This window comes from Klebsiella pasteurii, from assembly GCF_018139045.1.
Classification (GTDB): domain Bacteria; phylum Pseudomonadota; class Gammaproteobacteria; order Enterobacterales; family Enterobacteriaceae; genus Klebsiella; species Klebsiella grimontii.
Window position 1 is genome coordinate 2,659,134 of sequence record NZ_CP073236.1, and the last position, 26,106, is coordinate 2,685,239.

Below are 26,106 nucleotides of genomic sequence, written 5' to 3' on the forward strand. Positions count from 1 at the left end.
CCCCCCGCAGGATCCTTTTGCGGGGGCTAACCTTTACAAAAACCATATATATTGCGCTGTTGAACTTTTAAATAACTACATCTAGTATTTCCTTCATCGATAACCCATAGCAAGCGACGTCTGTTTGAGCGCCGTACCGCTATCTTAAATGGAAATACGAATCATGCGCATTACTATTTACACTAAAAACGACTGCGTACAGTGCCATGCCACTAAACGGGCCATGGAAACCGGCGGGTTTGAATTCGACATGATCAACATCGACCACCATCCTGAAGCCGTCGATATGCTGCGCGAGCAGGGTTTCCGTCAGCTGCCAGTGGTGATTGCCGGAGAGACCCGCTGGTCCGGCTTTCGTCCCGATATGATCAACCGCCTGCGCCCGACAGTTACAACGGCCAGCGTATGAGCCTGATCGTCTACTTCTCCAGCAGTTCCGAAAATACGCACCGGTTCGTCCAGCGTCTGGGACTGCCCGCCGTGCGTATTCCGCTTAACGAGCGCGAGCGCATCCAGGTAGACGAACCCTACATTCTCATCGTCCCCAGCTATGGCGGCGGCGGCACGGCGGGCGCGGTTCCCCGACAGGCGATCCGTTTCCTCAACGATCCGCACAACCGCCAGCTCATTCGCGGCGTCATCGCCGCGGGCAACCGCAATTTTGGCGAGGCCTATGGCCGGGCTGGCGACGTCATCAAGCAGAAATGCGGCGTACCGTATCTCTATCGCTTTGAGCTAATGGGCACCCCGCAAGATGTCGACAACGTGCGTAAAGGAGTAAGCGAATTTTGGCAACGACAACCGCAGAACATATGACCACCGAGGCGCCGGATTTCCACGCTCTCAACGCGATGCTGAATCTTTACGACAGCAACGGCCGCATCCCGTTTGACAAAGACCATCAGGCGGTGGCGGCGTTTATGACCAGCCACGTTGAGCCGAAGACCGTGCCCTTTACCACTCAGGACGACAAGCTGACGTGGCTGGTCGCCGAAGGCTATTACGATGCCAGGGTGCTGACCCGCTACCCTCGCTCGTTTATTCTTGCGCTGTTCGCGCACGCTCACAGCTACGGCTTTCGCTTCCAGACGTTTCTCGGCGCGTGGAAGTTCTATACCAGCTACGCGCTAAAAACCTTCGATGGTAAGCGCTACCTTGAAGACTTTGCCGACCGTACCTGCATGGTGGCCCTGACCCTGGCGCAGGGTAACGAGACGCTGGCCCATCAGCTGACCGATGAGATCCTCTCCGGGCGCTTTCAGCCCGCCACGCCGACGTTCCTCAACGCCGGTAAACAGCAGCGCGGCGAACTGGTCTCCTGCTTTCTGCTGCGCATCGAAGACAATATGGAATCCATTGGCCGGGCGGTGAACTCGGCGCTGCAACTATCTAAGCGCGGCGGCGGCGTGGCGTTTCTGCTCTCCAATCTTCGCGAAGCCGGTGCGCCAATCAAGCGCATCGAGAATCAGTCCTCCGGCGTGGTGCCGGTGATGAAAATGCTGGAAGACGCCTTCTCCTACGCCAACCAGCTTGGCGCGCGCCAGGGGGCCGGCGCGGTCTATCTGCACGCCCATCATCCCGATATCCTGCGTTTCCTGGATACTAAACGCGAAAACGCCGATGAAAAAATCCGCATCAAAACGCTCTCGCTCGGGGTGGTGATTCCGGATATCACCTTTCAGCTAGCGAAAGAAGATGCGCAGATGGCGCTGTTCTCCCCTTACGACGTCGAGCGTCTGTACGGTAAACCGTTCGGCGATATCGCGGTGAGCGAAATGTATGCGCAACTGGTGGCCGACGAGCGGGTCAGCAAGCGCTGGATCCGCGCCCGCGATCTGTTCCAGCGGCTGGCGGAAATTCAGTTTGAGTCCGGCTATCCGTACATCATGTTTGAAGACACGGTGAATCGTGCGAACCCGATTGCCGGGCGCATCAATATGAGCAACCTGTGCTCGGAGATCCTGCAGGTCAACGCGCCTTCTACCTTTGACGAAAACCTGGATTACGCCAGCATCGGCCAGGATATCTCCTGCAACCTCGGCTCGCTGAATATCGCCCACACCATGGACTCTCCTGATTTCGCCCGCACGGTCGAGGTCGCGGTGCGCGGTCTGACCGCGGTGTCCGAAATGAGCGATATCCGTTCGGTACCGTCGGTGGCGGCGGGCAATGCCGCTTCGCACGCCATCGGCCTTGGGCAGATGAATCTGCACGGCTATCTGGCGCGCGAAGGTATTGCCTACGGTAGCGAAGCGGGACTGGATTTCACCAATTTCTATTTCTATACCATCACCTGGCACGCGCTGCGCACCTCGATGCTGATAGCACGGGAAAAAGGCACGAGTTTTGCCGGATTCGAGCAGTCGCGGTACGCCAGCGGCGACTATTTCCGCCCCTACCTGGAAGGCGACTGGCAGCCGAAAACGGCGAAAGTCCGCGCGCTATTCGCCCGTGCCGGTATTGCCCTGCCCGACCGCGATATGTGGCGGCAGCTGCGCGATGACGTGATGCGCTACGGCATTTATAACCGCAACCTGCAGGCGGTGCCGCCGACGGGCTCGATTTCCTACATCAATCACGCGACCTCCAGCATCCACCCGATCGTGTCGAAGATTGAGATCCGCAAAGAAGGGAAAACCGGGCGCGTTTACTATCCGGCGCCGTTTATGACCAACGACAACCTGGCGCTGTATCAGGATGCTTACGAAATCGGACCGCAGAAGATCATCGACACCTACGCCGAGGCGACGCGCCATGTCGATCAGGGGCTGTCGCTGACCCTGTTCTTCCCCGATACCGCCACCACGCGCGATATCAATAAAGCGCAAATCTACGCGTGGAAGAAAGGCATCAAAACGCTGTATTACATCCGTCTGCGCCAGTTGGCGCTGGAAGGTACCGAAATCGAAGGCTGCGTGTCCTGCGCGCTGTAAGGAGAACAGGATGACCCATTTATCGCGCATCAGCGCCATCAACTGGAACAAGATTGAAGACGATAAGGATCTGGAGGTCTGGAATCGGCTGACCAGCAACTTCTGGCTGCCGGAGAAGGTGCCACTGTCCAACGATATCCCCGCCTGGCAAACCCTCACTCCGGCGGAGCAGCAGCTGACGATTCGCGTCTTCACCGGGCTGACGCTGCTCGATACCATCCAGAATACCGTCGGCGCCCCGGCGCTGATGGCCGACGCCCTCACCCCGCATGAGGAAGCGGTGCTGTCGAACGTCAGCTTTATGGAGGCGGTGCACGCCCGCTCCTACAGTTCCATTTTCTCGACGCTCTGCCAGAGCAAAGACGTCGATGCCGCCTATGCCTGGAGCGAACAAAACGCGCCGCTACAGCGCAAAGCGCAGCTGATACTGGAGTACTATCAGGCAGATGAACCGCTGAAGAAAAAAATCGCCAGCGTCTTTCTCGAATCCTTCCTTTTCTATTCCGGCTTCTGGCTGCCGATGTACTTCTCCAGCCGGGGGAAAATGACCAACACCGCCGATCTGATTCGTCTGATCATCCGCGATGAAGCAGTACACGGTTATTACATTGGCTACAAATTCCAGAAAGGGCTGGAAATAGTCAGCGCCGAGAAGCGCGAAGAGATGAAAAACTTCGCCCTCGACCTGCTGATGGATCTGTATGACAACGAACTGGCCTACACCCGCGAACTGTACGCCGATAGCGGCTGGATTGAAGAGGTCAACGCCTTCCTCTGCTACAACGCCAACAAGGCGCTGATGAACCTCGGCTACGACGCGCTGTTCCCGGCGGAAATGGCCGCCGTCAATCCGGCGATCCTCGCCGCGCTCTCGCCGAATGCCGACGAAAACCACGACTTCTTTTCCGGTTCAGGTTCATCGTATGTGATGGGAAAAGCGGAAGAAACCGTCGACGGCGATTGGGACTTTTAGCCCTACTTTCACCAGGAATATATCAGCATATTTCCTGGTGATTTATTTCACATTATTTGTTTTCGCCTCACTCAATATCTTTCGGTCATCACCGTGTCATATTCAACAGTATGTCCGCGATTTCTGCCTGAATTAAGGCAACATAACTAAAAAATATCAACCACAGGTCATTCAGGCTCAGCCCTTATATCACGGGGGATGAACCGGAATTCTCCCCTGCGCATTTCCCTGGCAGCTCCACATAAAGGGTTGTCACAGATTCTCAGTATGTTAGGGTGTAAAAAAGCAATTATCACCATCGGGTACCGTATCGATATTAATAAATAACAGGAAACACTCTATTGCATGGCAATTAAATTAGAAATCAAGAATCTCTATAAGATATTTGGCGAGCACCCGCAGAGGGCTTTCAAATATATCGATAAAGGACTATCGAAAGAACAAATACTGGAAAAGACGGGGCTATCGCTTGGCGTAAAGAACGCCAGTCTGACCATTGAAGAAGGCGAGATATTCGTCATCATGGGGCTCTCCGGATCGGGGAAATCCACCATGGTTCGCCTTCTCAATCGCCTGATTGAACCCACCCGCGGCCAGGTCCTGATCGACGGCGTCGATATCGCTAAAATCTCTGACGCCGAGCTCCGCGAGGTGCGCAGAAAAAAGATTGCAATGGTTTTTCAATCCTTTGCGCTTATGCCGCATATGACCGTGCTCGACAACGCCGGTTTCGGCATGGAGCTGGCCGGCGTGCCGACTCAGGAACGCCAGGAAAAAGCGCTGGAGGCGCTGCGTCAGGTCGGCCTGGAAAACTATGCTCATGCATACCCGGACGAACTCTCCGGCGGTATGCGCCAGCGCGTTGGTCTCGCCCGCGCGCTGGCGATTAATCCCGATATTCTGTTAATGGATGAAGCCTTCTCGGCGCTCGACCCATTAATTCGTACCGAGATGCAGGATGAGCTAACTAAATTACAGGCCAGACATCAGCGTACCGTGGTCTTTATTTCCCACGATCTTGATGAAGCCATGCGTATTGGCGATCGTATTGCCATTATGCAAAATGGTGAAGTGGTTCAGGTCGGCACGCCGGATGAAATACTCAATAATCCGGCCAATGATTATGTCAGAACCTTCTTCCGCGGCGTCGATATTAGCCAGGTATTCAGCGCCAAAGATATTGCCCGCCGCAGCCCGGTGGGTCTGATTCGTAAAACGCCCGGTTTCGGCCCGCGCTCCGCGCTGAAATTATTGCAGGATGAAGACCGCGAATATGGCTACGTCATTGAACGCGGGAATAAATTTGTTGGCATTGTCTCCATTGATTCTCTCAAAGCCGCGCTGAGCGAAGGCCAGGGAATCGATGCGGCGTTAATCGACTCCCCGCAGGCGGTGGATGCGCAAACGCCGCTCAGCGAACTCCTCTCTCACGTCGGCCATGCACCGTGCGCGGTGCCGGTTGTCGACGAGGGGCACCAGTATATCGGCATCATTTCCAAACGAATGCTGCTGCAGGCTTTAGATCGCGAGGGGGCAAACAATGGCTGATCAATCTAACCCGTGGGACACCGCACCGGCGGCGGATAGCGCAGCGCAATCCGCCGATGCATGGGGCACCTCTACGCCAGCGCCGACCAACGGCGGCGGCGCCGACTGGCTGAGCAGCGCGCCCGCGCCGCAGCCGGAACACTTCAATATTATGGACCCGTTCCATAACACGCTGATCCCGCTCGACAGCTGGGTCACGCACGGTATCGACTGGGTGGTGATGCATTTCCGTCCGCTATTCCAGGGGATTCGCGTACCGGTGGATTACATCCTGAGCGCCTTCCAGCAGCTGCTGCTGGGTATGCCGGCGCCGGTGGCGATTATTATTTTCTCGCTGATTGCCTGGCAGATTTCCAGCATCGGCATGGGCGCGGCGACGCTGATTTCGCTGATCGCTATCGGTGCTATCGGCGCCTGGTCGCAGGCGATGGTAACCCTGGCGCTGGTGCTGACCGCGCTGCTGTTTTGTATGCTGATCGGCCTGCCGCTTGGGATATGGCTGGCGAGGAGCCCGCGGGCGGCGAAAATCATCCGTCCGCTGCTCGACGCGATGCAGACCACGCCGGCGTTTGTCTACCTGGTGCCCATTGTGATGCTGTTCGGTATCGGCAACGTTCCGGGCGTGGTGGTCACCATTATCTTCGCTCTGCCGCCGATTGTCCGCCTGACCATTCTGGGAATTAACCAGGTGCCGGCGGATCTGATTGAGGCGTCGCGCTCCTTCGGCGCCAGCCCGCGTCAGCTGCTGTTTAAGGTTCAGCTGCCGCTGGCCATGCCGACGATTATGGCCGGGGTCAACCAGACGCTGATGCTGGCCCTGTCGATGGTGGTCATCGCCTCGATGATTGCCGTTGGCGGTCTCGGCCAGATGGTACTGCGCGGCATCGGTCGCCTTGATATGGGCCTGGCCACCGTTGGCGGCGTCGGGATTGTTATCCTCGCCATTATTCTTGACCGTCTGACTCAGGCCGTAGGACGGGACTCGCGCAGCCGCGGCAACCGCCGCTGGTATGCAACCGGCCCTCTGGGGCTGATTACTCGCCCTTTCTGTAAATAAGAGCCCATCCCCCCGGGAGCCGGGGGGATAGACTTCCCTTCTGATAAGTAAAAGGAACAACGATGCGACATACAGCGATCCTTGCCACAGCGTTAACCGCCCTCATTTCCACCACCGCCTTCGCGGCGGATCTGCCTGGCAAAGGCATTACCGTTAAGCCAATTCAGAGCACCATTTCGGAAGAGACCTTCCAGACCCTGCTGGTCAGCCGCGCGCTGGAGAAACTCGGTTATACCGTCGATAAGCCGAGCGAAGTGGATTACAACGTCGGCTATACCTCGCTCGCTTCCGGCGACGCCACCTTTACCGCCGTCAACTGGCAGCCGCTGCACGACGATATGTACGCTGCCGCCGGCGGCGATAAAAAGTTCTACCGCGAAGGCGTGTTTGTGAACGGCGCGGCGCAGGGCTATCTGATTGATAAGAAAACCGCCGAGCAGTACCACATCAAATCTATCGATCAGCTAAAAGATCCGAAAATCGCCAAACTGTTCGACACCAACGGCGACGGCAAAGCCGACCTGACCGGCTGTACGCCTGGCTGGGGCTGTGAAGCGGTGATTAACCATCAGCTTGATGCCTATGGTCTGAATAACACCGTCACCCACAATCAAGGGAACTATGCCGCCATGATGGCCGACACCATTGCCCGTTATAAAGAAGGCAAGCCGGTCATCTACTACACCTGGACGCCTTACTGGGTCAGCGATGTGCTGAAACCGGGTAAAGACGTCGTCTGGCTGCAGGTACCGTTCTCCTCCCTGCCGGGCGTGCAAAAAAATATCGACACGAAGCTCTCTAATGGCGCCAACTACGGCTTCCCGGTCAGCACCATGCATATCGTCGCCAACAAAGCCTGGGCCGAGAAAAACCCAGCGGCGGCGAAGCTGTTTAGCATCATGAAGCTGCCGATTGCCGATATCAACGCCGAGAATGCCATGATGCACGAGGGGCATGGTTCGGAAGCGGATATTCAGGGCCACGTCGACGGCTGGATCAAAGCCCACCAGCAGCAGTTTGACGGCTGGGTAAACGAAGCGCTGGCCGCGCAGAAATAATCTCCCGCTTTTATCGCGTTTCCCCGGAAAGGTTCCCGCCTTTCCGGGCCATCAGAACGTACAGACTCAACCTTCGCTATCATCGCCCCGCCCTTCCCGCCCGATGGTTTTATATGCAAAAAAAGTGCATAACTTTAAGCATCGGCCTGTTAGCGGCTGTTAAGCCGCACGGCTCTCTGCTAAGGTAAATCTACCTGTTTAATCATGTGATTTTCACGTGAGTGATTAATAAGCAATTCCTATGGAAAATCCTGACGCATTGACGCACTCTCCTCCCGCTGACGCGGCCACGCTGGCTGAAGGCCTGAAAGACAGCCTACCGATCGTCATTAGCTATATTCCCGTGGCCTTCGCCTTCGGCCTCAACGCTACGAAGCTCGGTTTCACTCCCCTGGAAAGCCTGTTCTTCTCCTGCATTATTTACGCGGGCGCCAGCCAGTTCGTGATCGTCGCAATGCTGGCGGCGGGAAGCTCGCTGTGGGTCGCCGCGCTCACCGTCATGGCGATGGACGTTCGTCACGTGCTCTACGGCCCTTCCCTGCGCAGCCGCATCCAGCGCGCGCTGAGCAACAAAAAAACCGCGATCTGGGCGTTCGGCCTGACCGATGAGGTCTTTGCCGCCGCCACCGCTAAACTGGTACGCGACGGTCGACGCTGGAGCGAAAGCTGGATGATCGGTATCGCTTTTCTGTCATGGGCGTCGTGGGTCTTCGGCACGCTGATCGGCGCGTATTCAGGCAGCGGCCTGCTGACCGACTTTCCGGCGGTGGAGGCGGCGCTGGGCTTTATGCTTCCCGCGCTGTTTATGAGTTTTTTACTGGCTTCTTTCCAGCGCAAGCAGTCGCTTAGCGTGACCGCCGCGCTGGCAGGGGCGCTGGGGGGAATGATTCTGTTTTCCATACCCGCCGCCATTCTGGCCGGGATTGTCTGCGGCTGCCTGACCGCTCTGGTACAGGCCAGCATACAGGGGATGCCCGATGAACAGTGATGTCCTGACGATCGGCGTTGTGGTCGGCTGCGTAAACTATCTGTTTCGCTATCTGCCGTTGCGCCTGCGCGCCGCTAACGCGCGTCCGACGCGTCGCGGTCCGATCGGCGTGCTGCTCGATACCATCGGCATCGCCTCTATTTGCGCGCTGCTGGTGGTCTCCAGCGTGCCGGAAATTCTCCACGATGCCCGCCGCCTGCTGCCTACGTTGGCTGGCTTCGCCGTACTTGGCCTGACCTTCTGGAGAACGCGCAGCATTATTTTGCCTACGCTGTTAAGCGCTCTAACCTACGGTGTTGTCTGGAAAATCGGCCTGTGGCTATAAGCCTAAAGTATCAATTTTTGTCAATAATTCATTTGATTTATTTGTCACAATAGTTATTATATCGACTGTAATTAATGAGGTCATAACCAAAATGGATAGTTCGTTTACTCCCATTGAGCAAATGCTCAAGTTCCGCGCCAGCCGTCACGAAGACTTTCCTTTTCAGGAAATTCTGCTCACCCGCCTTTGCATGCATATGCAGGGAAAGCTGCTGGAAAACCGTAACAAGATGCTGAAAGCGCAAGGGATTAACGAGACATTGTTTATGGCGCTGATCACGCTTGAGTCTCAGGAAAACCACAGCATTCAGCCTTCCGAGCTGAGCTGCGCGCTGGGCTCTTCGCGCACCAACGCCACGCGCATTGCCGACGAGCTGGAAAAACGCGGCTGGATTGAGCGCCGCGAAAGCGATAACGATCGTCGCTGCCTGCATTTACAGCTCACCGAAAAGGGGCATCAGTTCCTGCGCGAAGTGTTACCGCCGCAGCACAACTGCCTGCATCAGCTCTGGTCTTCTTTAAGCACCAGCGAAAAAGATCAGCTCGAGCACATCACCCGTAAGCTGCTTGGTCGCCTCGACCAAATGGAAGAGGATGGCGTGCTTGCGGAGTCTCTGCGCTAAGCGCGGAACCAGCCGCTCAACGCTTTTTCTGGATTGACAAGGAAACGAACAGGCCAGCAGATCTTCTGCTGGCCTTTCTGATAAACAGGTCGGCTCAGCCGATGTGAAATAATAAGATCGTGGAGAATAACATGAGCGCAAATGCGGAGAGCCAAACCCCGCAGCAACCGGGCAGCAAAAAAGGGAAGCGTAAAGGCGCCCTACTGCTGCTGACCTTGCTCTTTATTATTGTTGCCGTGGCATACGGGATTTATTGGTTTTTAGTACTGCGTCACTTCGAAGAGACCGATGACGCGTACGTGGCAGGGAATCAGGTTCAAATTATGGCGCAGGTGTCCGGCAGCGTGACGAAAGTCTGGGCCGACAATACTGACTACGTGCAAAAAGGCGATCCGCTGGTCACCCTCGATCAGACCGATGCCCAGCAGGCATTTGAAAAAGCGCAAACCCAGCTGGCCGCCAGCGTGCGTCAAACTCGCCAGCAGATGATCAACAGCAAGCAACTGCAGGCCAGCATTGAGGTTAAAAAAACCGCGCTCTCCCAGGCGCAGACCGACCTTAACCGCCGTATTCCGCTGGGGGCCGCCAACCTGATTGGTCGCGAAGAGCTGCAGCACGCCCGCGACACGGTTGCCAGCGCCCAGGCCGAACTGGACGTGGCGATTCAGCAGTACAACGCCAACCAGGCGATCGTGCTGGGCACGAAGCTGGAACAGCAGCCTGCGGTACTGCAGGCGGCCACTGAAGTGCGTAACGCCTGGCTGGCCCTGCAGCGGACGAAAATCGTCAGCCCGATTAGCGGCTACGTTTCGCGTCGCTCCGTACAGCCCGGCGCGCAAATCAGCAGCACCACGCCGCTGATGGCCGTCGTTCCGGCGACCAATCTGTGGATTGACGCCAACTTTAAAGAAACGCAGCTGGCGCATATGCGCATCGGTCAGCCGGCCACCGTGATCAGCGATATTTACGGCGACGATGTGAAATACACCGGTAAAGTGGTCGGACTCGATATGGGTACCGGTAGCGCCTTCTCGCTGCTGCCCGCGCAGAACGCCACCGGCAACTGGATCAAAGTGGTTCAGCGCCTGCCGGTACGTATCGAGCTGGATGAAAAACAGCTGGCAGAGCACCCGCTGCGCATCGGCCTTTCGACCCTCGTTGAGGTAAACACCACCGACCGCGGCGGCGAGATGCTGGCAAGCCAGGTGCGTAGCTCCCCGGTTTACGAAAGTAATGCCCGTGAAATCGGCCTTGAGCCGGTCAATAAGCTGATAAACGACATCATCCAGGCCAACGCCGGATAATTCGGGGTGAGCGTAATGCAACAGCAAAAACCGCTGGAAGGCGCGCAGCTGGTCATTATGACCATTGCGCTGTCGCTCGCGACCTTTATGCAGGTGCTGGACTCCACCATCGCCAACGTGGCCATTCCCACCATCGCCGGTAACCTTGGCTCATCGTTGAGCCAGGGGACCTGGGTTATCACCTCGTTTGGGGTGGCGAACGCTATCTCCATTCCGATTACCGGCTGGCTGGCAAAGCGCGTTGGCGAAGTGAAGCTGTTCCTCTGGTCGACGGTGGCGTTCGCCATCGCCTCCTGGGCCTGCGGCATGTCAAACAGCCTGACGATGCTGATCTTCTTCCGCGTGATTCAAGGGATCGTCGCCGGTCCGCTGATCCCGCTATCGCAAAGTCTGCTGCTCAGCAACTACCCGCCTGCCAAGCGCTCTATCGCGCTGGCGCTGTGGTCAATGACGGTGATCGTCGCGCCGATTTGCGGCCCTATCCTCGGCGGCTATATCAGCGACAACTACCACTGGGGCTGGATCTTCTTTATCAACGTGCCGATTGGCATCGCCGTGGTGGTGATGACGCTACAGACCCTGCGCAATCGCGAAACCCGCACCGAGCAGCGGCGGATTGACGGCGTCGGCCTGGCGCTGCTGATCATCGGTATCGGCAGCCTGCAGGTGATGCTCGACCGGGGTAAAGAGCTGGACTGGTTCGCCTCGAACGAGATCATCATCCTGACCATTGTCGCGGTGGTGGCGATAAGCTTCCTGATCGTCTGGGAGTTAACCGACGACAACCCGATAGTCGATCTGTCGCTCTTTAAGTCGCGAAACTTCACCATCGGCTGCCTGTGTATCAGCCTCGCCTATATGCTCTACTTCGGCGCTATCGTGCTGTTGCCGCAGCTACTGCAGGAGGTATACGGCTATACCGCCACCTGGGCCGGTCTGGCTTCGGCGCCGGTCGGGGTGATCCCGGTTATCCTGTCGCCGATTATCGGCCGCTTCGCGCATAAGCTGGATATGCGTCGGCTGGTCACCTTCAGCTTTATTATGTACGCGGTCTGCTTCTACTGGCGTGCGTGGACCTTCGAACCGGGTATGGATTTCGGCGCCTCGGCGTGGCCGCAGTTTATCCAGGGCTTCGCGGTAGCCTGCTTCTTTATGCCGCTGACCACCATTACGCTGTCCGGCCTGCCGCCGGAAAGGCTAGCGGCGGCATCGAGCCTGTCGAACTTCACGCGTACCCTGGCGGGCTCCATCGGCACCTCGATTACCACCACCATGTGGACGAACCGCGAGGCGCTGCACCATGCTCAGCTTACCGAGTCGGTGACGCCGTATAATCCCAACGCCCAGCAGATGTATGACCAACTGCAGGGATTAGGGATGACGCAGCAGCAGGCGTCCGGCTGGATCGCGCAGCAGATAACCAACCAGGGGCTGATTATCTCCGCCAACGAAATTTTCTGGTTCTCGGCGGCGATATTTATCCTTCTGCTCGGGCTGGTATGGTTTGCCAGACCGCCGTTCAGCGCCGGCGGCGGCGGTGGCGGCGCGCACTAAGGTTTGACCTGAAGGGATCTACGGATCCCTTTTTTATGGCCGCCGCGCAGGTTGTCCAGTTTGCGCTAGTTTATGTCCAGTTCGCTGGAGATGCCTCTTCGCCTTGTCATGCACGATAAAGATCCGCTTAGAAGGAGAAAATCATGCTGACTCAACCTGGTGAAAAATACCGTCCCTATCCGCCTATTGCCCTGCCCGACCGTCGCTGGCCGGAGCAGCAAATTACCCGCGCCCCGCGCTGGCTCTCCACCGACCTGCGCGATGGCAACCAGGCGCTGGCCGAGCCGATGGACAGCGCGCGCAAGCTGCAGTTCTGGGACTTACTGCTGGAGTGCGGATTTAAAGAGATCGAAGTGGCCTTTCCCTCGGCCTCGCAAACCGATTTCAACTTTGTGCGTCAATTGATTGAAGAACGGCGTATCCCGCAGGATGTGACGATTCAGGTGCTAACCCAGGCACGGGAAGATTTAATCCTCAGGACCTTCGAATCGCTGCGCGACGCCCGCCGCGCCACCGTCCACCTCTATAACGCCACCGCTCCGCTGTTCCGCGAGCGGGTATTCGGGATGAACAAAACGCAGATCGTCGAGCTGGCGACCCGAGCCACCCGCCTTATCCGCCAGCAATGCGAACAGCAGCCGCAGACCCGCTGGCAATACGAGTACTCCCCGGAAACTTTTTGTTTTACCGAGCCGGAATTCGCGCTGGAAATTTGCGAAGCGGTGGCGGAAATCTGGCAGCCCTGCGCCGAACGGCCGATGATTATCAACCTGCCCGCGACGGTGGAAGTCAACACGCCTAACGTTTATGCCGATCAAATTGAGTTTTTTTGTCGTCACTTCTCGCGCCGCGCCGATGTGTGCATCAGCGTCCATCCACATAACGACCGGGGAACCGGCGTCGCCAGCGCGGAGCTGGCGGTGATGGCCGGCGCCGACCGCGTCGAAGGCTGCCTGTTCGGCAACGGCGAGCGCACCGGTAACGTCTGTCTGGTGACACTGGCGATGAATCTCTACAGCCAGGGCGTCGATCCCCGACTCAGGTTCACTGAGATGAAGCGGGTGGTCGAGATCGTCGAAAGCTGCAACCAGATCCCGGTTCATCCGCGCCACCCATGGGCGGGAAGCCTGGCCTATACCGCCTTTTCCGGCTCGCATCAGGATGCGATCAAAAAAGGGTTCGATGCCCGCCGGCCCGGCGATCGCTGGGAAATGCCCTACCTGCCCATCGACCCGCAGGATATCGGCTGTAGCTACGAGGCGGTGATCCGCGTTAACAGCCAGTCCGGCAAAAGCGGCAGCGCGTGGCTGATTGAGCAGAATCATGGTCTGAAGCTGCCGCGCGCGCTGCAGCAGGATTTTAGCCTGCACGTCCAGCGCGAAACCGATACGCATGGTAAAGAGATGACCCACAACGCGCTGTGGCAGCTGTTTCGCGCCCGCTATGGGCTGCTCCCCCAGCCGCCGCTGGCTCTGCTGGATTACCAAAGTGATAGCCAGCAGGACGGTCAGCTTTCTCTGCAGGCCTCCCTGCGTATCGCCGGCGAAACGCGACGTCTGCAGAGCCGCGGCAACGGCCTGCTGTCCGCCGCCGCCAGCGGGCTGAGCGGCCTGTTAAAACAGAACTTCGTGATTAAGGATTATCACGAGCATACCCTCGGCGAACGTAGCGACAGCCGTTCAGTAGCCTATATTCGCTGCGTCTTCCCGAATGGCGACAGCCGCTGGGGGGTGGGAATTGATAACGACGTGGCGCGCGCCTCGCTGCAGGCGCTGTGTAATGCGATGAGCGCAGGTCATTATTCCGGTGAACGGAAGTAGTCGCTGGGGGCAACGCCTGTTACCCGGCGAAACATGGCGCTAAAAGCGCTGTGGCTACCGTAGCCGAGATCCAGCGCCACCCGCAGTACCGACTGCCCCTGCGCCAGGCGAACCAGCGCTTCCATCAGCTTCGCCCGGCGCACCCATTCGCTCCAGGTGAGCGTGGTCTGCTGCTGAAAATGACGATTCAGCGTGCGCTCGCTCATGCTGCTTTCTTTCGCCGCCTCGGCGCTGCTCCACGAGTCGCCGGGCGCTTCTCTTACCTTCTGGCATAAACGGCGCAGGGCTTCGCTTTGCGGCTCCGGCAGGCCAAACGGCAGCACCGCCATACCGCGAATTTCATCAAGGATCAGTTCGTAGATGCGTTCATCGCGGCTGCCCGGCGCGTAGGATTCCGCCAGCGTCAGCGACGCGACAATCAGTTCACGCAGCAGCGGAGTCACCTGCACTATCTGGCAGGCAGAGGGAAGATCGGCACGCGCGAGAGGATCGATAAACAGGGTTCGCGCAGCGACAGCGCCGGTAACCCGCAGGGTATGTGGGGTACCGGCGGGCAGCCAGACGCCTCGCCCCGGCGGCACAACCCAGTAGCCATGCTCGGTTTCTACCCGCACCACGCCGCTGAGAATATGCAGCAGCTGGGCGCAATCGTGCTGATGCCAGGGTTCGCTATCGCCATGGGCGTAATCATGGGCAAAAGGCACCAGCGAACGGTGTTGAAAATTGAAGGTTAAGGTCGTCGCCATCGCCGCGGCGTCAGGGAATAGCGGCCCGACGGAGTTCGCCGGGCCGTAGCAGAAGCACTAGATGTGCAGTTCTTGCAGTTTTTCTTTCGGCAGCGCCAGCTCATCGTTGCTGTTGACGCGGACATCGCGCTCGATGATATGGCGAGCGATTTCCTGAGCTTCTTCCAGCGAGTGCATGGTGTAGGTTCCGCACTGGTAAACGTTCAGCTCCGGGATCTGGTTCTGATCTTTCACCTTCAGCACGTCGGCCATCGCCGCTTTCCAGGCATCCGCGACGCGCTGCTCGTCCGGCGTACCGATCAGGCTCATATAGAACCCGGTGCGGCAGCCCATCGGAGAGATGTCGATAATTTCCACACCATTACCGTTCAGGTGATCGCGCATGAAGCCGGCAAACAGGTGCTCAAGGGTATGAATGCCTCTTTCCGGCATCACTTCCTGGTTTGGCACGCAGAATCGCAGATCGAAAACGGTGATTTCATCGCCGTGAGGCGTGTTCATTTTCTTCGCGACACGCACCGCAGGCGCTTCCATTCGGGTATGGTCGACTGTGAAACTATCTAACAACGGCATTCTTCACCTCCGATAGTGATTTTTTTAAAAATAAAATGAACTCTTTTTGAGGCAGCGAGTCTGAGTATATGAAAGACGCGCATTTATTATCATCATCATCCCTGAATCAGAGATGAAAGTTTGGCCACAGTGATGTGGCCGTTTTCTTTTTTACGGCGCGTAAAGCTACGCGTGCCTTGCCAGCAGCGCTTCAAACGGCTCGCTATCCGCCGCTTCCACCTTCTTCTGTCGCTGTAGCGATGCCTCACGCTCGGCAACAAAATCCGCCTCGCTTAAAATTTCCAGCGGCTCTTCGCGTAGCATCGTCCGATAGCGATCGGCCAGCTCTCTGCCGGTGCCGCCAATCCCCTCTTCAAGCATAGAACGCAGAATGCGCGCCGAGAAGGTTAATTCCGGATTGTCGAAGCAGGCGACCAGCTCATCGCAGGCCTGCTGATAGGCCTGGCATCCGTGGATGCTATCCAGGGTCTGCGCCACACGGCGTAAATCGCGGAACAGATCTTTGCCGACCTGAGCCAGCGGGAACTGCGCGGTTTCGCAGCCAATCCCCAGCGTCAGGCCCGGCTTACGGCCTTCCAGAATCACCCGATTCCAGTTGGTGCGCGTGCACAGCAGCTCGTCGCTGCTCATCTCCGGCGCATCAGCCAGCACGCACCAGACCATAAACAGATCGAGGAAACGCACCTGCTGCTCGTCAACGCCAATCGGCGAGAACGGGTTGATATCCAGGGAGCGAACCTCAATGTACTCAATACCGCCGCGCAGCAGCGCGTCGGAAGGCGTTTCGCCGCTGCGGGTCACGCGTTTCGGGCGAATCGGCGCGTACAGCTCGTTTTCAATCTGCAGCACGTTGCTGTTGATTTGCAGACGCTTACCGTCTTTCTCCAGCCCGATATTTTCATACTCTTCGGAAGGCGTTTTAATCGCCCGCTTCAATCCTGCCACATACTCGTAGAGATCGTTAAACGTAATTCCGAGATTACTTTGCGATTTATTGGTATAGCCCAGATCGCTCAGACGCAACGAGGTCGCATACGGCAGGTAGTACATGCCGTTGCCGGCTTTCTCAAACGGCAGCGACGTCGGTTTGCCCTGCAGGAACGACGAGCAGATCGCCGGGGAAGCGCCAAACAGGTACGGAATCACCCAACCAAAACGGTAGTAGTTGCGAATGGAGCGGAAATAGCCCGCTGAAATCGCTTCTTTACCGCTTTCCGCATCCTCAACGCCGCACTTAGCCTGCCAGAAAGCCATCGGCAGCGAGAAGTTATAGTGCACGCCGGAGATGGTTTGCATCAGCGCGCCATAGCGATTTTTCAGCCCTTCACGATACAGCGTTTTCAGGCGACCGATATTAGAGGTGCCGTACTGCGCCAGTTCAATATCCTGGCCGGGCGCGATATAGCAAGGCATGCTCAGCGGCCACATGCGCTCGTCGCCAATATGACGTGCGGTATAGCGATGAACATCGCGCATAAAGGTGAGCATATGCTGGATATCGCCATCAACCGGCGTAATAAATTCCAGCAAAGCTTCGGCAAAATCGGTGGTAATCCACTTATGAGTCAGCGCTGAACCCAGTGCCTGCGGATGACCGGTAGTGGCCAGCGTGCCGTCAGCGTTGACGCGCAGCGTTTCGCGTTCAAGACCACGTTGAATACCCTGCAGCGCCTGCGGATTTTTTTCCAGCCAGGCCAGCGCCTGTGATACGTCCGGGATCAATTTGACCTCCCGCCTGTCGAAATCGTTTGAATTAGCATAATTGTAATGGTTGAACAATCAGTCCAATTAGTGCCACCACGTCATGCCCTGAAGCGTTATCGCCGCAACGACGATATAGCGTATTGCTTTGCCAAGGCATAAAAAAAAGAGCACTGGTCCCCAGGAAATGCGCATCCATCCCGCCAGTAAACACAGCAAATCGCCTATAACAGGCGCCCAGCTTAATAATAGCGCGGCCGCGCCGTAGCGCCTCAGCCAGCCGGACGCCTTCTCTTGCCAGCGCGATGTTTTGCGCAGCGGAAACAGGCGCCCCAGAATAACGTTAGTTACCCCTCCAAGGCTATTACCGATTATTGCTATTAAAACCAGTAACCACGGCTGACTCACCCCCGCCAGCAGCATAGCAATTAACACCACTTCCGAATTGCCGGGAAGCAGCGTGGCGCTCAAAAAGCTGCTGGCAAACAGCGATATCAGCGACAGCGAGTCGCTCACAGCAATCGCACGTCCACGGCATCCATTCCGGCGCGCTTTGCCGCCTGCAGACCGAAGTCCGCATCTTCAAAGACCACGCATTTCTCCGCTGCAACGCCCATGCGTTCAGCGCAGAGTAAGAAAGTATCAGGCGCGGGTTTATGGTTGGCGACATGATCGGCGGCAACCACCGCCGAGAAGTAGTGGCGCAGGCCCAGATGGGCCAGCAGCGCTTCAGCAACGGCGCTCTCGCTGCCGGTACCGACCGACATCGGACGACGACCGTGCCACTCTTTGACCACCTCAATCAGCGGTAAAGGGCGGACGCTATCAAGCAGCATCGCTTTCACGGCGTCCGTTTTTTCCTGCGCCAGAGAGTGAGGATCTAAATCAGCCTGATTTAATTCGATAATGGCCTGAGCGATCCGCCAGGTTGGAGAACCGTTAAGCGCGACCATAGCCTGCATATCAAAACGCATACCGTAACGTCCCAGAACCTCGTTCCATGCCTTACGATGCGTAGGCTCGGTATCGAGGATCGTGCCATCCATATCAAAAATCAGTCCTGCGTAACGTTCGTACATCGTCTTCTCACCAACCTGTTAAGGAGGAGTTACTGTAACGCAAAAGGTCTGCTTTGTCGCTGCCAGCGGTAGATACAACAAGGGCGCTCGATGGCGCCCTTGTTGATACAGATGCAGTGTGGTGCGTTTATTTGATTCTTAAATCGTTCTCAACCATACGAACGCCCTGCACTTTTCGCGTCACTTCTACCGCTCGTTTAGCGCTATCGGCGGATGAGACAAAGCCGCTGAGCTGTACACGACCTTTAAAAGTCTGGACGCTAATTTCCGAAGACTTAATCTCTTTGTCATTGAAGAGCGCGGTTTTGACTTTGGTGGTCACGACGGTATCGTCAATATACCCTCCGGTACTTTCCTTTGTGGACGAACCTGCGCAGCCCGCCAGCGATACGGCGACCAGAAGCGTCGCGCAAAACGCAGATATTGCCTTGAACCATTTCATGGATTTCTCTCCTTGCACTTATCCCACCCAGTATCAGGTCGGTTAACAGGAATAAATTATAGTGGAAATAGGGAGTTGCCAATGAAAAAAGTGCTGAAGGGGGAGGTGTATTATTGCGCTTAAGAGGTTTTGAGACAAAGAGAGTGGCTGGAGCTTATTTCGCAGACCATGAAACAACAGCGTGGCTGCTATCTCGGAGAAGATGGTGCATCCGGGAGGATGACTCAGGGCCGTTGCTGAAGCAACGTTATCCTCCCTGGTGCTGGCGATTATCTCGCAGACCATGAAACAACAGCGTGACTGCTATCTCGGAGAAGATGGTGCATCCGGGAGGATTCGAACCTCCGACCGCTCGGTTCGTAGCCGAGTACTCTATCCAGCTGAGCTACGGATGCATCGGGAAACTTGCTTTACTACCGATATTGATACCGCTGCTGAAGCAACGTTATCCTCTCTGGTGCTGGCGATTATCTCGCAGACCATGAAACAACAGCGTGGCTGCTATCTTGGAGAATATGGTGCATCCGGGAGGATTCGAACCTCCGACCGCTCGGTTCGTAGCCGAGTACTCTATCCAGCTGAGCTACGGATGCATCGGGAAACTAACTTTACTGCCGATATTGATACCACTACTAAAGCCGTATCAAGTAAGAGATGGTGCATCCGGGAGGATGACTCACTCGGTTCGCCCTTCGGGCCGTTGCTGAAGCAACGTTATCCTCCCTGGTGCTGGCGATTATCTCGCAGACCGTGAAACAACAGCGTGGCTGCTATCTCGGAGAATATGGTGCATCCGGGAGGATTCGAACCTCCGACCGCTCGGTTCGTAGCCGAGTACTCTATCCAGCTGAGCTACGGATGCATCGGGAAACTTACTTTACTGCAGATTTTGATACCGCTGCTAAAGCCGTATCAAGTAAGATGGTGCATCCGGGAGGATGACTCGCCTTGCGGCTCGCCCTTCGGGCCGTTGCTAAAGCAACGTTATCCTCTCTGGTGCTTGCGGCTAATACCGCCACCTCATCCACACCTTCGTTGCTGAAGGTATGGAGAATATGGTGCATCCGGGAGGATTCGAACCTCCGACCGCTCGGTTCGTAGCCGAGTACTCTATCCAGCTGAGCTACGGATGCAAAATGGCGGTGAGGCGGGGATTCGAACCCCGGATGCAGCTTTTGACCGCATACTCCCTTAGCAGGGGAGCGCCTTCAGCCTCTCGGCCACCTCACCACACGCCTCTTACGAGTGCTTCGAAGAACTTGTTTCTGCTCTTCGTCGCTGCGATGGCGCACATATTACTTTCTGGTACTTATAAGTCAAACCTTTTTTCGAGACCTTTTTTTCGTTTGCACACTTCCCGCGCAATTAGCCTGTGAAAACGGCAAAAAGAGTATTTTATCAACAAGAAATTGGCGATTACGCCGCGGCTAACGCAAAAGATAACTGTCGCGGACGCTGAGAAAGAGACAAAAAAGAGAAGCTATCGGAGAGGAAAAGTGGCACAAATGGGGGATAGAAGGAGGCGCCTCACCGAACAGCGAGGCGCGAAAACCTTAGTAACTGGACTGCTGGGATTTTTCAGCCTGGATACGCTGGTAGATCTCTTCACGATGCACGGAGACTTCTTTAGGGGCATTAACGCCAATACGTACCTGGTTACCCTTCACCCCTAAAACTGTCACAGTGACCTCATCTCCAATCATGAGGGTCTCACCAACTCGACGAGTCAGAATCAGCATTCTTTGCTCCTTGAAAGATTAAAAGAGTCGGGTCTCTCGTATCCCGGCATTATCCATCATATAACGCCAAAAAGTAAGCGATGACAAACACCCTACGGTGTAAGCAGTCACGGCATCACATTCTGTTAAACCTAAGTTTAGCCGATATACACAACTTCAACCCGACTTTATCGTTATCAGTGCTTCTCGCGCAAGATGCTGTAATCCGAGAATCACAGCATCTATGCAATTATAGTTATTACAGTTTTGCGCTTACCCAGCCTTTCACACTGGCCAACGCAGCAGGGAGAGCAGACGCGTCGGTACCGCCGGCTTGCGCCATATCCGGACGACCGCCCCCTTTACCGCCCACCTGCTGGGCGACCATACCTATCAGTTCCCCTGCTTTCACGCGGTCTGTCACATCCTTAGACACACCAGCAATCAGAGAAACCTTACCTTCTGCGACCGTGGCCAACACGACAATCGTTGAACCCAGTTGATTTTTCAGATCGTCAACCATAGTACGCAGCATTTTCGGCTCAACGCCGGCCAGCTCGCTGACCAGCAGCTTAACGCCGTTAATCTCTTCCGCTTTGCTGGAGAGATTTGCGCTCTCCTGCACAGCAGCCTGCTCTTTCAGCTGCTGCAGCTCTTTTTCCAGCTGACGGCTGCGTTCTAACGCGGCGCGGACTTTGTCGCCGAGGCTGTGGGTATCCCCTTTCAGCAGCTGCGCGATATCGCCCAGCAGATCGCTCTGCGCATGCAGCATCGCCATCGCGCCTTCGCCGGTGACCGCTTCGATACGGCGCACGCCCGCGGCGGTGCCGGATTCAGAGGTAATGCGGAACAGGCCGATATCACCGGTGCGCGAGGCGTGAGTACCGCCGCACAGCTCGGTGGAAAAATCGCCCATGCTCAGTACGCGAACGCGATCGTCATACTTCTCGCCAAACAGCGCCATCGCGCCGGATTCACGCGCAGCGTCAATATCCATGATATTGGTTTCGATCGGCAGGTTGCGACGAATTTGCGCGTTCACCAGATCTTCTACCGCGCGGATCTCCTCCGGCTTCATCGCTTCAAAATGCGAGAAGTCAAAGCGCAGCGCTTTGTCGTTAACCAGCGACCCCTTCTGCGCAACGTGCGTACCAAGTACCTGGCGCAGCGCCGCGTGCATCAGGTGCGTCGCGGAGTGGTTGAGGCGGATACGCTGACGACGAGCCTCATCAACATCGGCCTGCACGGCGTCGCCGACTTTCAGCGAGCCGCTGGTGACTTTACCGATATGACCAATGGCCTGACCGTATTTCTGCGCGTCATTGACGTGGAAGGAGAAACCGGCGCCTTTAAGTTCGCCTTTGTCGCCCACCTGGCCGCCAGATTCCGCGTAGAACGGCGTCTGATCCAGAATGACCACAGCTTCCTGGCCCGCGTTAACCGCATCAACCGCTTTGCCATCGATAAACAGCGCGGTGACTTTGCCGTTCAGTTCCAGGCTGTCATAGCCTTTAAACTCAGAGGCGCCGTCAACGCGGATCATCGCATTGTAGTCCGCGCCAAAGCCGCTGGATTCGCGCGCGCGGCGGCGCTGCTCTTCCATTGCCGCTTCAAAGCCCGCTTCATCAACTTTGATGTTGCGCTCGCGGCAAACGTCCGCGGTCAGGTCAACCGGGAAGCCGTAGGTATCGTACAGGCGGAAAGCGGTTTCACCGTCCAGCGTGTCGCCCTGCAGTTTAGCCAGCTCTTCATCCAGCAGCGCCAGTCCGCGCTCCAGAGTACGGGCGAACTGCTCCTCTTCGGTTTTCAGCACCTGCTCAACCTGAGCCTGCTGCTGTTTCAACTCATCACCGGCAGAACCCATTACGTCAATCAGCGGGGCAACCAGTTTCCAGAAGAAGGTCTCCTTCGCGCCCAGCATATTACCATGGCGAATTGCGCGACGAATGATGCGGCGCAGCACGTAGCCGCGGTTTTCATTCGACGGAATAACGCCATCGGCAATCAGGAACGCGCAGGAACGAATATGGTCGGCGATAACGCGCAGCGACTTGTTAGACAGATCCGTGGCGCCGGTAACCTTCGCCACGTTCTTAATCAGATCGCGGAACAGATCGATATCGTAGTTGGAGTTCACGTGCTGCAGAACGGCGGCAATACGCTCGAGGCCCATACCGGTATCCACGGACGGCTTCGGCAGCGGTTCCATAGTCCCGTCAGCCTGACGGTTGAACTGCATAAAGACGATGTTCCAGATCTCAATATAGCGGTCGCCGTCTTCTTCCGGTGTTCCCGGAGGGCCGCCCCAGATATGGTCGCCATGGTCGAAGAAGATTTCGGTACAGGGACCGCACGGCCCGGTGTCACCCATCTGCCAGAAGTTATCGGAAGCAAACGGCGCGCCTTTGTTGTCGCCGATGCGGATAATACGCTCGCGCGGTACGCCAACTTCATTTGCCCAGATGTCGAACGCTTCGTCGTCGGTTTCGTAAACGGTCACCCACAGTTTTTCTTTCGGCAGGGCGAACCAGCTTTCACCGGTCAGCAGTTCCCATGCGTATTTGATGGCGTCCTGTTTGAAGTAATCGCCGAAGCTAAAGTTGCCCAGCATTTCAAAGAAGGTGTGGTGACGCGCGGTGTAGCCGACGTTTTCCAGATCGTTGTGTTTACCACCCGCACGAACGCAACGCTGCGCGGTGGTCGCGCGCGAATAATTACGTTTGTCGAGACCAAGGAAGACATCCTTGAACTGGTTCATCCCGGCGTTGGTAAACAGCAGGGTCGGGTCGTTATGCGGCACCAGGGAGCTGCTCGCAACTACCTGATGTCCTTTACTATGGAAAAAGTCGAGAAACGCCTGACGGATCTCAGCGGTGCTCTTGCTCATAATTATCCTGAAATCAAGCTAACGAAATGTCGCTGGCAGCCACTGCCCAGTATCGACCGGCAGGCTACTCACGAAAATAAAGTGGGAATAAGATAAGTTTTCTTCACGGGGAAGTAAAATCCCGGATGGGTCAATCTGCAAAATTTCGCCAGATTTCCTGAATATCTTCCATCAGATAACCGCGATAGAGCAAAAAGCGCTGAATTTTGACTTTTTCGGCAAATACGGTGGGCAGGGGTTCGCCATATTTTCGCTGCGCCTGCTCTTTAGCAAGCTGCGCCCAGTCGATTACGCACTCGCGCATGGCTGACTCTATCGTCTCGCGGGAAATCCCCTTCTGCTTTAGCTCCTGGCGGACGCGCGCCGGGCCGTATCCCTTGCGGCTACGGCTGGCAATAAACTGACGAACAAAGCGTTCGTCGTCCAGGTAGCGGTTCTCAATGCACCATTCAACAACTTTATCGACCTCTTCCGGCGTCACGTTCAGCGCTTCAGGCCCATTTTTACTCATAACCGGCGCGGCCAGTTTGCGCCTTAGCTCTTGTTCGCTGTGGTCGCGCATTGCCAGAATGCGAATCGCGCGATCCAGCAGCCTGGCGTAGTCAGAGCGGCGGGATGAAGTTTCAGTCACGGGCAGCCTCGCTAATCAAAAAAGCAAAAGGGCCGCGTAAGCGGCCCCTTGTTAGTCTGTTCAGACGATATCAGAAATCCTGTTCGGTTTCCGCTTCGCTGTTGCCATCAACCGCGAAGTCCGGCGTGGAGTCCTGATTGCTCAGCAGCAGTTCACGAACTTTCTTCTCGATCTCTTTTGCCGCAGCCGGGTTCTCTTTCAGCCAGGAGATTGCGTTCGCTTTACCCTGACCAATTTTATCGCCGTTGTAGCTGTACCAGGCACCGGCTTTCTCGATCAGCTTCTCTTTCACGCCGAGATCGACCAGCTCGCCATAGAAGTTAATCCCTTCACCGTAGAGGATCTGGAATTCAGCCTGTTTAAACGGCGCGGCGATTTTGTTTTTCACCACTTTAACGCGGGTTTCGCTGCCGACAACGTTATCGCCCTCTTTCACCGCGCCGATACGACGAATGTCCAGACGAACGGAGGCGTAGAACTTCAGCGCGTTACCGCCGGTGGTGGTTTCCGGGTTACCGAACATCACGCCAATTTTCATACGAATCTGGTTGATGAAGATCAGCAGCGTGTTGGACTGCTTCAGGTTGCCCGCCAGTTTACGCATCGCCTGGCTCATCATACGCGCCGCGAGGCCCATGTGAGAGTCGCCGATTTCGCCTTCGATTTCCGCTTTCGGCGTCAGCGCCGCAACGGAGTCGACGACGATAACGTCTACCGCGCCGGAACGCGCCAGCGCGTCACAGATTTCCAGAGCCTGTTCGCCGGTATCCGGCTGGGAGCACAGCAGGTTGTCGATATCGACGCCCAGCTTGCGTGCATAAACCGGGTCCAGCGCGTGTTCCGCATCGATGAACGCACAGGTTTTGCCTTCGCGCTGCGCGGCGGCGATAACCTGCAGCGTCAGCGTAGTTTTACCGGAAGATTCAGGCCCGTAGATCTCGACGATACGGCCCATCGGCAGGCCGCCTGCGCCCAGGGCGATATCAAGGGAAAGCGAGCCGGTGGAGATAGTTTCCACATCCATGGAACGGTCTTCACCCAGGCGCATGATGGAGCCTTTACCGAATTGTTTTTCGATCTGGCCCAGTGCTGCCGCCAACGCTTTCTGTTTGTTTTCGTCGATAGCCATTATTACTCCTCTCATGCCGGGTGTAACCGGGTAGTGAATTCTGTTCTGTTGAAGCAATTATACTGTATAGTCATACAGTATCAAGTGTTTTGTAGAAATTGTTGCCAGAGGAGATTTAGCGCATAGGCCGTGGCCTGGCGGCGTACCGACTCGCGGTCTCCGGCAAAGCATTCGCGCCGGGTCACGCCCTGTCCGCTGGCGCTGGCGACGCCAAACCAGACGGTTCCCACCGGCTTTTCCGCGCTGCCGCCATCCGGTCCGGCAATGCCGCTGACCGAAATGGCATAGTCCGCGCGGGCCGCGCGCAGGGCGCCAATCGCCATCTCCACGACCACCGGTTCACTCACCGCGCCATGCTCAAGCAGCGTCGCTTCGCTGACACCAATCATCTGCGATTTCGCTTCATTGCTGTAGGTCACAAAACCGCGCTCAAACCATGCCGAACTACCGGCGATATCGGTAAGGGTTTTGGCGACCCAGCCGCCGGTGCAGGACTCCGCCGTGGTCACCGTCGCGCCGCGCGCTTTCAGCGCCTGCCCCACCAGCTCGCTCAGCTGCATTAATTCGGAATCTGTCATTCGTCGCCCCACGTAAGCTGTACAACCAGGCCATCAAAGATAGCACTTCCAGCAGAGATATGGGGATGAGGTAACGAATTTACGAGTCTGCTTCAGAAAAACATCGACCATGTCCGACGACGCATTTTCGGATAGCCGCCAGGGGTCGCCGGTGTCACAATTCACCGCACATATCAGGAAGAGTGAAATAAGAGGTTACCAGGAATGGTCAAAACACCGCTTACCTCAGAGCAGAACGTGAAAAAAATACGCCAGGTGCGCTTGTGCCTGTTTATCTGTGGCGTCGTGTCACTGTTTACCGCGCTACTGAATATATTTACCCGCTCATTCAACCCGCTGTACGAAGGCGTACAGATCCTGCTGGGGGTGGGCTGTATTGTCTTTGGTTTCACATTAACCAAAAAAATCAAAAAGATACTTGAAGAATAATCAGGTCAGAT

Annotated in this window: 25 protein-coding genes and 5 tRNA genes; 14 read left to right on the top strand and 16 right to left on the bottom strand. The window is 56.4% G+C overall.

Features of this window, described 5'->3' with window-relative positions; all coding sequences use genetic code 11:
• Positions 1-163 precede the first annotated feature (163 nt).
• The 13 genes from nrdH (at position 164) to leuA (ending at position 14,182) form a co-directional block, all read left to right on the top strand.
• Positions 164-409, top strand: coding sequence for a glutaredoxin-like protein NrdH (gene nrdH, locus KCG39_RS12400; protein WP_004123953.1), 246 nt, complete (start codon positions 164-166; stop codon positions 407-409).
• Complete coding sequence (nrdI, locus tag KCG39_RS12405; protein WP_004123956.1) at positions 406-816, top strand: class Ib ribonucleoside-diphosphate reductase assembly flavoprotein NrdI; 411 nt, start codon at positions 406-408, stop codon at positions 814-816. The genes nrdH and nrdI overlap by 4 nt, the downstream gene beginning before the upstream one ends.
• On the top strand, positions 789-2,933 hold the full coding sequence (gene nrdE, locus KCG39_RS12410) for a class 1b ribonucleoside-diphosphate reductase subunit alpha (protein ID WP_142468446.1): 2,145 nt from the start codon (positions 789-791) through the stop codon (positions 2,931-2,933). The genes nrdI and nrdE overlap by 28 nt, the downstream gene beginning before the upstream one ends.
• Before the next feature lie 10 nt (positions 2,934-2,943).
• Positions 2,944-3,906, top strand: a complete 963-nt coding sequence (nrdF, locus tag KCG39_RS12415; protein WP_004123962.1) for a class 1b ribonucleoside-diphosphate reductase subunit beta — start codon at positions 2,944-2,946, stop codon at positions 3,904-3,906.
• A gap of 345 nt (positions 3,907-4,251) precedes the next feature.
• The gene (proV, locus tag KCG39_RS12420; RefSeq protein WP_004123964.1) at positions 4,252-5,454 is read left to right on the top strand and encodes a glycine betaine/L-proline ABC transporter ATP-binding protein ProV; all 1,203 of its coding nucleotides are present in this window, start codon (positions 4,252-4,254) and stop codon (positions 5,452-5,454) included.
• On the top strand, positions 5,447-6,511 hold the full coding sequence (gene proW, locus KCG39_RS12425) for a glycine betaine/L-proline ABC transporter permease ProW (protein ID WP_004123967.1): 1,065 nt from the start codon (positions 5,447-5,449) through the stop codon (positions 6,509-6,511). The genes proV and proW overlap by 8 nt, the downstream gene beginning before the upstream one ends.
• A gap of 62 nt (positions 6,512-6,573) precedes the next feature.
• Positions 6,574-7,569, top strand: coding sequence for a glycine betaine/L-proline ABC transporter substrate-binding protein ProX (gene proX / locus KCG39_RS12430; RefSeq protein WP_014226500.1), 996 nt, complete (start codon positions 6,574-6,576; stop codon positions 7,567-7,569).
• A 241-nt stretch (positions 7,570-7,810) separates the two neighbouring features.
• The gene (locus KCG39_RS12435; RefSeq protein WP_087829205.1) at positions 7,811-8,557 is read left to right on the top strand and encodes an AzlC family ABC transporter permease; all 747 of its coding nucleotides are present in this window, start codon (positions 7,811-7,813) and stop codon (positions 8,555-8,557) included.
• Positions 8,547-8,882: an L-valine transporter subunit YgaH gene (gene ygaH / locus KCG39_RS12440; protein ID WP_004123982.1), complete on the top strand. Its 336-nt coding sequence runs from the start codon at positions 8,547-8,549 to the stop codon at positions 8,880-8,882. Before KCG39_RS12435 ends, ygaH begins: the two co-directional genes overlap by 11 nt.
• Positions 8,883-8,973: 91 nt before the next feature.
• The gene (gene mprA, locus KCG39_RS12445) at positions 8,974-9,504 is read left to right on the top strand and encodes a transcriptional repressor MprA (RefSeq protein ID WP_004104785.1); all 531 of its coding nucleotides are present in this window, start codon (positions 8,974-8,976) and stop codon (positions 9,502-9,504) included.
• Positions 9,505-9,635: 131 nt separating this feature from the next.
• A complete protein-coding gene (emrA, locus tag KCG39_RS12450) occupies positions 9,636-10,808 on the top strand; it encodes a multidrug efflux MFS transporter periplasmic adaptor subunit EmrA (protein ID WP_004123983.1) in 1,173 nt (390 codons plus the stop codon).
• Between the two features lie 15 nt (positions 10,809-10,823).
• Entirely contained in the window at positions 10,824-12,362 is a 1,539-nt protein-coding gene (gene emrB / locus KCG39_RS12455; RefSeq protein ID WP_004123984.1) for a multidrug efflux MFS transporter permease subunit EmrB, read from the top strand.
• 143 nt (positions 12,363-12,505) lie between these two features.
• Positions 12,506-14,182 carry a 2-isopropylmalate synthase gene (gene leuA, locus KCG39_RS12460; protein ID WP_123828890.1) on the top strand — a complete coding sequence of 559 codons (1,677 nt, stop codon included), beginning with the start codon at positions 12,506-12,508 and terminating at the stop codon, positions 14,180-14,182.
• Here the strand turns inward: leuA and KCG39_RS12465 are convergent.
• The 16 genes from KCG39_RS12465 to pncC form a co-directional block, all read right to left on the bottom strand.
• Positions 14,161-14,928, bottom strand: coding sequence for an AraC family transcriptional regulator (locus KCG39_RS12465; RefSeq protein WP_211811619.1), 768 nt, complete (start codon positions 14,926-14,928; stop codon positions 14,161-14,163). The genes leuA and KCG39_RS12465 overlap by 22 nt on opposite strands.
• Positions 14,929-14,985: 57 nt before the next feature.
• Positions 14,986-15,501, bottom strand: coding sequence for an S-ribosylhomocysteine lyase (gene luxS / locus KCG39_RS12470; RefSeq protein ID WP_004104795.1), 516 nt, complete (start codon positions 15,499-15,501; stop codon positions 14,986-14,988).
• 165 nt (positions 15,502-15,666) lie between these two features.
• Positions 15,667-17,223 (bottom strand): glutamate--cysteine ligase, encoded by a 1,557-nt coding sequence (gene gshA / locus KCG39_RS12475; RefSeq protein WP_004123989.1) that lies wholly within the window; start codon positions 17,221-17,223, stop codon positions 15,667-15,669.
• A 66-nt stretch (positions 17,224-17,289) separates the two neighbouring features.
• Positions 17,290-17,718: a YqaA family protein gene (locus KCG39_RS12480; RefSeq protein WP_004123993.1), complete on the bottom strand. Its 429-nt coding sequence runs from the start codon at positions 17,716-17,718 to the stop codon at positions 17,290-17,292.
• Positions 17,715-18,281, bottom strand: coding sequence for a fructose-1-phosphate/6-phosphogluconate phosphatase (yqaB, locus tag KCG39_RS12485; RefSeq protein ID WP_004123996.1), 567 nt, complete (start codon positions 18,279-18,281; stop codon positions 17,715-17,717). Before yqaB ends, KCG39_RS12480 begins: the two co-directional genes overlap by 4 nt.
• 127 nt (positions 18,282-18,408) lie before the next feature.
• Positions 18,409-18,723, bottom strand: a complete 315-nt coding sequence (locus tag KCG39_RS12490; RefSeq protein ID WP_004123998.1) for a BON domain-containing protein — start codon at positions 18,721-18,723, stop codon at positions 18,409-18,411.
• Positions 18,724-19,041: 318 nt separating this feature from the next.
• Positions 19,042-19,118, bottom strand: a tRNA-Arg gene (locus KCG39_RS12495).
• 121 nt (positions 19,119-19,239) lie between these two features.
• Positions 19,240-19,316, bottom strand: a tRNA-Arg gene (locus KCG39_RS12500).
• A 192-nt stretch (positions 19,317-19,508) separates the two neighbouring features.
• Positions 19,509-19,585, bottom strand: a tRNA-Arg gene (locus tag KCG39_RS12505).
• 194 nt (positions 19,586-19,779) lie between these two features.
• Positions 19,780-19,856: transfer RNA gene (locus KCG39_RS12510), tRNA-Arg, on the bottom strand.
• A gap of 4 nt (positions 19,857-19,860) precedes the next feature.
• Positions 19,861-19,953, bottom strand: a tRNA-Ser gene (locus KCG39_RS12515).
• Positions 19,954-20,276: 323 nt separating this feature from the next.
• Entirely contained in the window at positions 20,277-20,462 is a 186-nt protein-coding gene (csrA, locus tag KCG39_RS12520) for a carbon storage regulator CsrA (protein WP_000906486.1), read from the bottom strand.
• A 238-nt stretch (positions 20,463-20,700) separates the two neighbouring features.
• Positions 20,701-23,328 (bottom strand): alanine--tRNA ligase, encoded by a 2,628-nt coding sequence (alaS, locus tag KCG39_RS12525; protein ID WP_112167306.1) that lies wholly within the window; start codon positions 23,326-23,328, stop codon positions 20,701-20,703.
• 130 nt (positions 23,329-23,458) lie between these two features.
• Positions 23,459-23,959 (bottom strand): recombination regulator RecX, encoded by a 501-nt coding sequence (gene recX, locus KCG39_RS12530; protein WP_004124002.1) that lies wholly within the window; start codon positions 23,957-23,959, stop codon positions 23,459-23,461.
• 70 nt (positions 23,960-24,029) lie between these two features.
• On the bottom strand, positions 24,030-25,088 hold the full coding sequence (gene recA, locus KCG39_RS12535) for a recombinase RecA (RefSeq protein WP_004124003.1): 1,059 nt from the start codon (positions 25,086-25,088) through the stop codon (positions 24,030-24,032).
• Positions 25,089-25,168: 80 nt separating this feature from the next.
• Positions 25,169-25,666 (bottom strand): nicotinamide-nucleotide amidase, encoded by a 498-nt coding sequence (gene pncC / locus KCG39_RS12540; protein WP_004124005.1) that lies wholly within the window; start codon positions 25,664-25,666, stop codon positions 25,169-25,171.
• Positions 25,667-25,870: 204 nt separating this feature from the next.
• Here pncC and KCG39_RS12545 point away from each other — a divergent pair, with 204 nt between their 5' ends.
• Positions 25,871-26,095 carry a hypothetical protein gene (locus KCG39_RS12545; protein WP_004124007.1) on the top strand — a complete coding sequence of 75 codons (225 nt, stop codon included), beginning with the start codon at positions 25,871-25,873 and terminating at the stop codon, positions 26,093-26,095.
• The last annotated feature ends 11 nt before the right edge of the window (positions 26,096-26,106 follow it).